Below are 4,753 nucleotides of genomic sequence, written 5' to 3' on the forward strand. Positions count from 1 at the left end.
TTTCATCCTCCGACTCCGGGAGCTTCAGCAAATGAAATGACTATTGCTCTATACGCAATATTAAAGAGGAAAATTTTCACCCTCCGACTCCGGGAGCTTCAGCAAATGAAATGACTCTTGCTCTATACGCAATATTAAAGAGGAAAATTTTATCCTCCACCTCCGGGAGCTTCAGCGAATGAAATGACTCTTGCTTGATACGCAATAGAAGAGAAAAATTTTATCCTCTAGCTCCGGAAACTTCAGCGAATGAAATGACTCTTGCTTGATACGCAATAGAAGAGAAAAATTTTATCCTCTAGCTCCGGAAACTTCAGCAGAAGATAAATTCCTAAAAAATCTACTCCCTATTCCCTACTCCCTACTCTCTCATTATTAATTTTAGCCAAAACGACCACTTACATACTGTTGAGTTGCTTCTTCCTTTGGGTTTTGGAAAATATTGTGAGTTTCATCAAATTCCACCAAATAACCAAACCGTTTACCACCTTCTTCAGCTTTCGCATTAAAAAAGGCAGTTACATCAGCAACCCTAGTCGCCTGCTGCATATTATGAGTCACAATAATAATGGTGTAATTTTCCTTGAGTTCATTAATTAACTCTTCTACTTTAATAGTAGAAATAGGGTCAAGAGAAGCACAAGGTTCATCCATTAAAACTACATCTGGACTAATAGCAACTGCACGAGCAATACACAAACGTTGTTGCTGACCTCCAGACAGAGCAAAACCACTTTGCCCCAATTTATCCTTAACCTCATCCCATAGAACAGCTTGTCGTAGCGATCGCTCGACTATCTCATCCATTTCCTCTTTAGATTTAGCCAAACCATTAATTCTTACTCCATAAGCAATATTATCGTAAATTGACTTAGGAAAAGGATTAGGTTTTTGAAATACCATTCCGATACGGCGGCGAATTTCTACAGGGTCTATATCTGGGTCATAAATATTCTGATTATGATAAAGAATGCGACCTTCTAAACGGAAAATACTAATCAGATCGTTAAGACGATTAAAGCATCGTAATAATGTACTTTTACCACAACCTGAAGGTCCGATAAAAGCAGTTACCTGATTCTTAGGAATTTCTAATGAAACACTTTTTACCGCTTTAAAATCTCCGTAGTAAATGTCAACATTTTCTGCTGAAAGAGCAGGAGCAGAATTTTGTTTAGAAAGATTTACTTGAGACTCCGGCATAAAATATAACCTCCTAATTTAGTCTAAAAATTATTTTTTATAGCTTTAAGCATTCAGCTATTCAGCTATCAGCTCAAGTTATTTAAGTTATCAGTACCGACCGCTGAAGTCAGAAGCTTGAAATACTTAAGTTAATTTTTTTTATTTCCTTATAAATAGGAAAAGCTGAATGCTGAATGCTAATAGCTGAATGCTTAGATTAGTTAATCATCAAAATTGCTTCTGACTGGTTGCCCAACGAGAAAGAATACTGGTAATTAAAACTAATAAAACCAGCACCAAAGATCCTGCCCAAGCAAACTCTTGTAAAACCAAATCAAAGCTACGAGCAAACTCATATACTAGATATGCTAAAGATGGTACTGTCGGAGCAAAGGGACCACGAGGCCAATTATTAGAATAAACTACAGTAAAAAGTAGTGGAGCTGTCTCTCCAGCAGCACGAGCAATAGAAAGAGTAATCCCTGTAATAATACCTGGTAAAGCAGCAGGTAAAACTATCTGTAAAACAGTTTGATAATTAGAAGCACCAACTCCTACGGATGCCCATCTAATATCTCTAGGAACTATTTGTAAAGCTTCATCAGTAGTCCTAATAATAGTAGGTAACATCAAAATTGATAAAGCAACTCCTCCAGCAAATGCTGAAAATTTCCCCATACTTAAAACCAGTAAACTATAGGCAAATACCCCGGCAATAATTGATGGTACACCACTCAAAACATTAGTAGCAAATCGAATTGGGCGGGCAGTTTCTTCGTTACTAAATTCTGATAAATAAACTGCTGCTAAAATGCCAAAAGGTACAGCAATTAAACTAGCAATTGCTACTACCATAATTGTGCCTAAAATAGCATTAGCAATACCCCCTGTAGTTTGACCTGCTGCTGGTGGTAACTTGGTAAATAAATCTAAGTTGAGACGAGCTACTCCTTTGATAAAAACATAAATTAATACAGCAAATAGAGGGATAAGAGTGATAACTATGCAAGCACCTGATAATCCAGTCATCACTTTATTAAAGATTTCCCTTGGTCTTTGGGGGTTTCTTTTTAAGTTAATGATAGATTCAGAAGATTTTGGGTTGTAGGTAATATCTGCCATAATGAATTAAGATAATATGAGCATAAAAATTAGGTAAGCATTCAGCTCTTAGGGGTCAACTCTCAGCTTTTTTCAATGAATGCTCGCTTTATTCATTTAATTTTTACTTTTACTACATTTTCAACTAATTCTTGGAAATTTATCAATTCCTTTTTTCTTTTTTAAACCTAATTATAGCTGATAGCTGAAATATGACTGCTGAATGCTTACAAAATTAGTAGTTTTAATGAAATAAGTAGGCTGGCATTAAAAATTATTGTTAGAACTAGGCTAGAGGAAAAATAATGAATAGTGAATGAAAACTATCTCTAATTATCCATTATTAATTATTAATAATGGATAATTAATACTTAGCCTTAATTTGATTCACAATCCAATTAGCTAATATATTTACAATTAGGGTTAAAGCAAACAAAACTACCCCTGTATACATCAGAGCAGAAAGTTGTAAACCAGAAGCTTCAGCAAATTGGTTTGCCATTAAAGAAGCAATAGTATTAGCCGGAGCAAAAAGAGTAGGTTTAATCGAGTTAGCATTACCAATTAACATTGTTACAGCCATAGTTTCTCCCATTGCTCTACCCAAACCTAACATTACACCACCAACAATTCCTGAAAAAGCTGCCGGAATTAACACCCTAATAATAGTACCCCAACGGGTAGCTCCTAAACCTAAAGAAGCTTGTCGCAATTCAGTTGGTAGACTAGCAAGAGAATCACGAGAAATTGCAGTAATAATTGGTAAAATCATTACTGATAAAATAATAACGGCAGGAAACATTCCCGGACCTCCAGCACGAACACCATCAGGAATAGAAAAAAGTGGAATCCACCCCAAATATTTACCCATAAAAGCTTCTATTGGTTCCAGAAAAGGAAGCAAAACATAAATACCCCATAAACCATAAACTACACTAGGAATAGCTGCTAGTAATTCCACCATAAAAGTTAATGGAGTAATAATTTTTTGGGGGATAAAATTTTCACTTAAAAATATTGCTGTACCCAGACCGAGGGGAACTGCAATAAACAGAGCTAATACTGAACTAACTAAAGTTCCAATAATCATTGGCCATGCGCCATAATCCCCTTTCCCATCATTAGCAACAGGGTTCCAAACACTTTTAAATAGAAAGCTCAAACCAAATTCATTGAGAGATGGTACTGCTTGGGAAGCTACTGTTAGAGCCATTAATATGAGAATAGCTGCTATACCCCAAGCAAAAACTTTAGTTAGGGTAATAAAACCATTATCAAACTTTTTTTCTGCATCACTCCGAGACCGAGTATCTTGTTGAACTTGAGATTGTGCAACCATATTTTTTACCGAAAAATAAAGGTATAAAGCCTCTCCTTTTAAGGAGAAAAAAAGTGCTAGGATATTTCCTTATATTCAATTCCCGCATTTGTTTTAACCAGAGGTAATTATCCATTATCCATTATCCATTATCCATTATCCATTAATGAAATCTATCTAGCGCAAATAGGTATAGCAATCCGCGCATAGGTTGCGGGTAATCAAAAAGTAAATAAAAAAACTGAAACTCTTACCAGTTAAGTGTTCCCACTTAAGTGTTCCCTAAAAACCAGTAAGATTTTTGACAGGAATAAAATAGGATTGGTATATAGCGTTTCCCAAGCTCGTGAGGTACAGTTATCTTTATTGTTTTATTGTCTTTTTATTCCCTGTTCCCAGTTAAGTGTTCCCAGTTAAGTGTTCCCTCAAACCTAAAATTTTGTACCTCACGCTTTTTGGGAATTGCTATATATACCTTTTTAAGTCGTAATTAAGTTAATTTGAGGGATTGTCTAATACTAATATTTAGGTTATATGAAATTGAAAAAAATCACAATAAATTTAATTCAGAATTCAGAATTCTGAATTAAATTTTTTTTTGATACTATTTGAGAGTCATGTTGTAATCTGGGCTGATTTGATCGGCAGTTTCTAGAACCTTTTGACGTACATTATCAGGTAGAGGAATATAACCTAATTCAGAACTAACTTGTTGACCTTCATTTAAACCATATTCAATCATTTTTTCCACACCTTGAGCTTTGCCGGCATCATCATATTTGCCATAAGCAAGCATCCAAGTATAAGTTACAATTGGATAAGAATTATCCCCTTCTGGGTCAGTAATAAAAGCTCGTAGATTTTCTGGTAATACTACTGCTTCTAAAGTTGCAGTGGCTGATTCAGCAGTAGGTTCTACATAATTACCAGAACTATTTTCCAGGACTAGGATAAAACTTTTGTCATCATCTGTTAATGAAATCCCTTGTTCATGAAAAACATTTTCCAATACTACTTTTGCCAACTCACCAAAATTTCTATACTCATCCATTATTCCGACTATTGTTGATGTATGTAATAGTTTAGCGAACCAATAATTTGAAAGTAGTTTATCATCAGAATATCTTCCAAATGCTGTTTTCAGTAGAC

The 4,753-nt window shown here is 35.0% G+C and carries 4 protein-coding genes; all 4 read right to left on the reverse strand.

Annotated features, from left to right (window positions below; genetic code table 11):
* Window positions 1–381: 381 nt before the first annotated feature.
* Window positions 382–1,203, reverse strand: a complete 822-nt coding sequence (gene pstB / locus F6K22_RS32340) for a phosphate ABC transporter ATP-binding protein PstB (RefSeq protein ID WP_293107755.1) — start codon at window positions 1,201–1,203, stop codon at window positions 382–384.
* 210 nt (window positions 1,204–1,413) lie between these two features.
* On the reverse strand, window positions 1,414–2,307 hold the full coding sequence (pstA, locus tag F6K22_RS32345) for a phosphate ABC transporter permease PstA (protein WP_293107758.1): 894 nt from the start codon (window positions 2,305–2,307) through the stop codon (window positions 1,414–1,416).
* 343 nt (window positions 2,308–2,650) lie between these two features.
* Window positions 2,651–3,625, reverse strand: coding sequence for a phosphate ABC transporter permease subunit PstC (gene pstC / locus F6K22_RS32350; protein WP_293107761.1), 975 nt, complete (start codon window positions 3,623–3,625; stop codon window positions 2,651–2,653).
* Window positions 3,626–4,208: 583 nt separating this feature from the next.
* Window positions 4,209–4,753, reverse strand: a 545-nt coding sequence (locus F6K22_RS32355) for an HAD family hydrolase (RefSeq protein ID WP_483244182.1), incomplete at its 5' end; no start/stop codon positions are given.

The organism is Okeania sp. SIO2F4 (assembly GCF_010672385.1).
In the GTDB taxonomy this organism is placed as follows: Bacteria; Cyanobacteriota; Cyanobacteriia; order Cyanobacteriales; family Microcoleaceae; genus Trichodesmium.

Excerpts from the sequence above, each read along its gene's own strand:
- pstB (WP_293107755.1), bottom strand. The coding sequence starts at position 1,203 with ATGCCGGAGTCTCAAGTAAATCTTTCTAAACAAAATTCTGCTCCTGCT.
- pstA (WP_293107758.1), bottom strand. The coding sequence starts at position 2,307 with ATGGCAGATATTACCTACAACCCAAAATCTTCTGAATCTATCATTAAC.
- pstC (WP_293107761.1), bottom strand. The coding sequence starts at position 3,625 with ATGGTTGCACAATCTCAAGTTCAACAAGATACTCGGTCTCGGAGTGAT.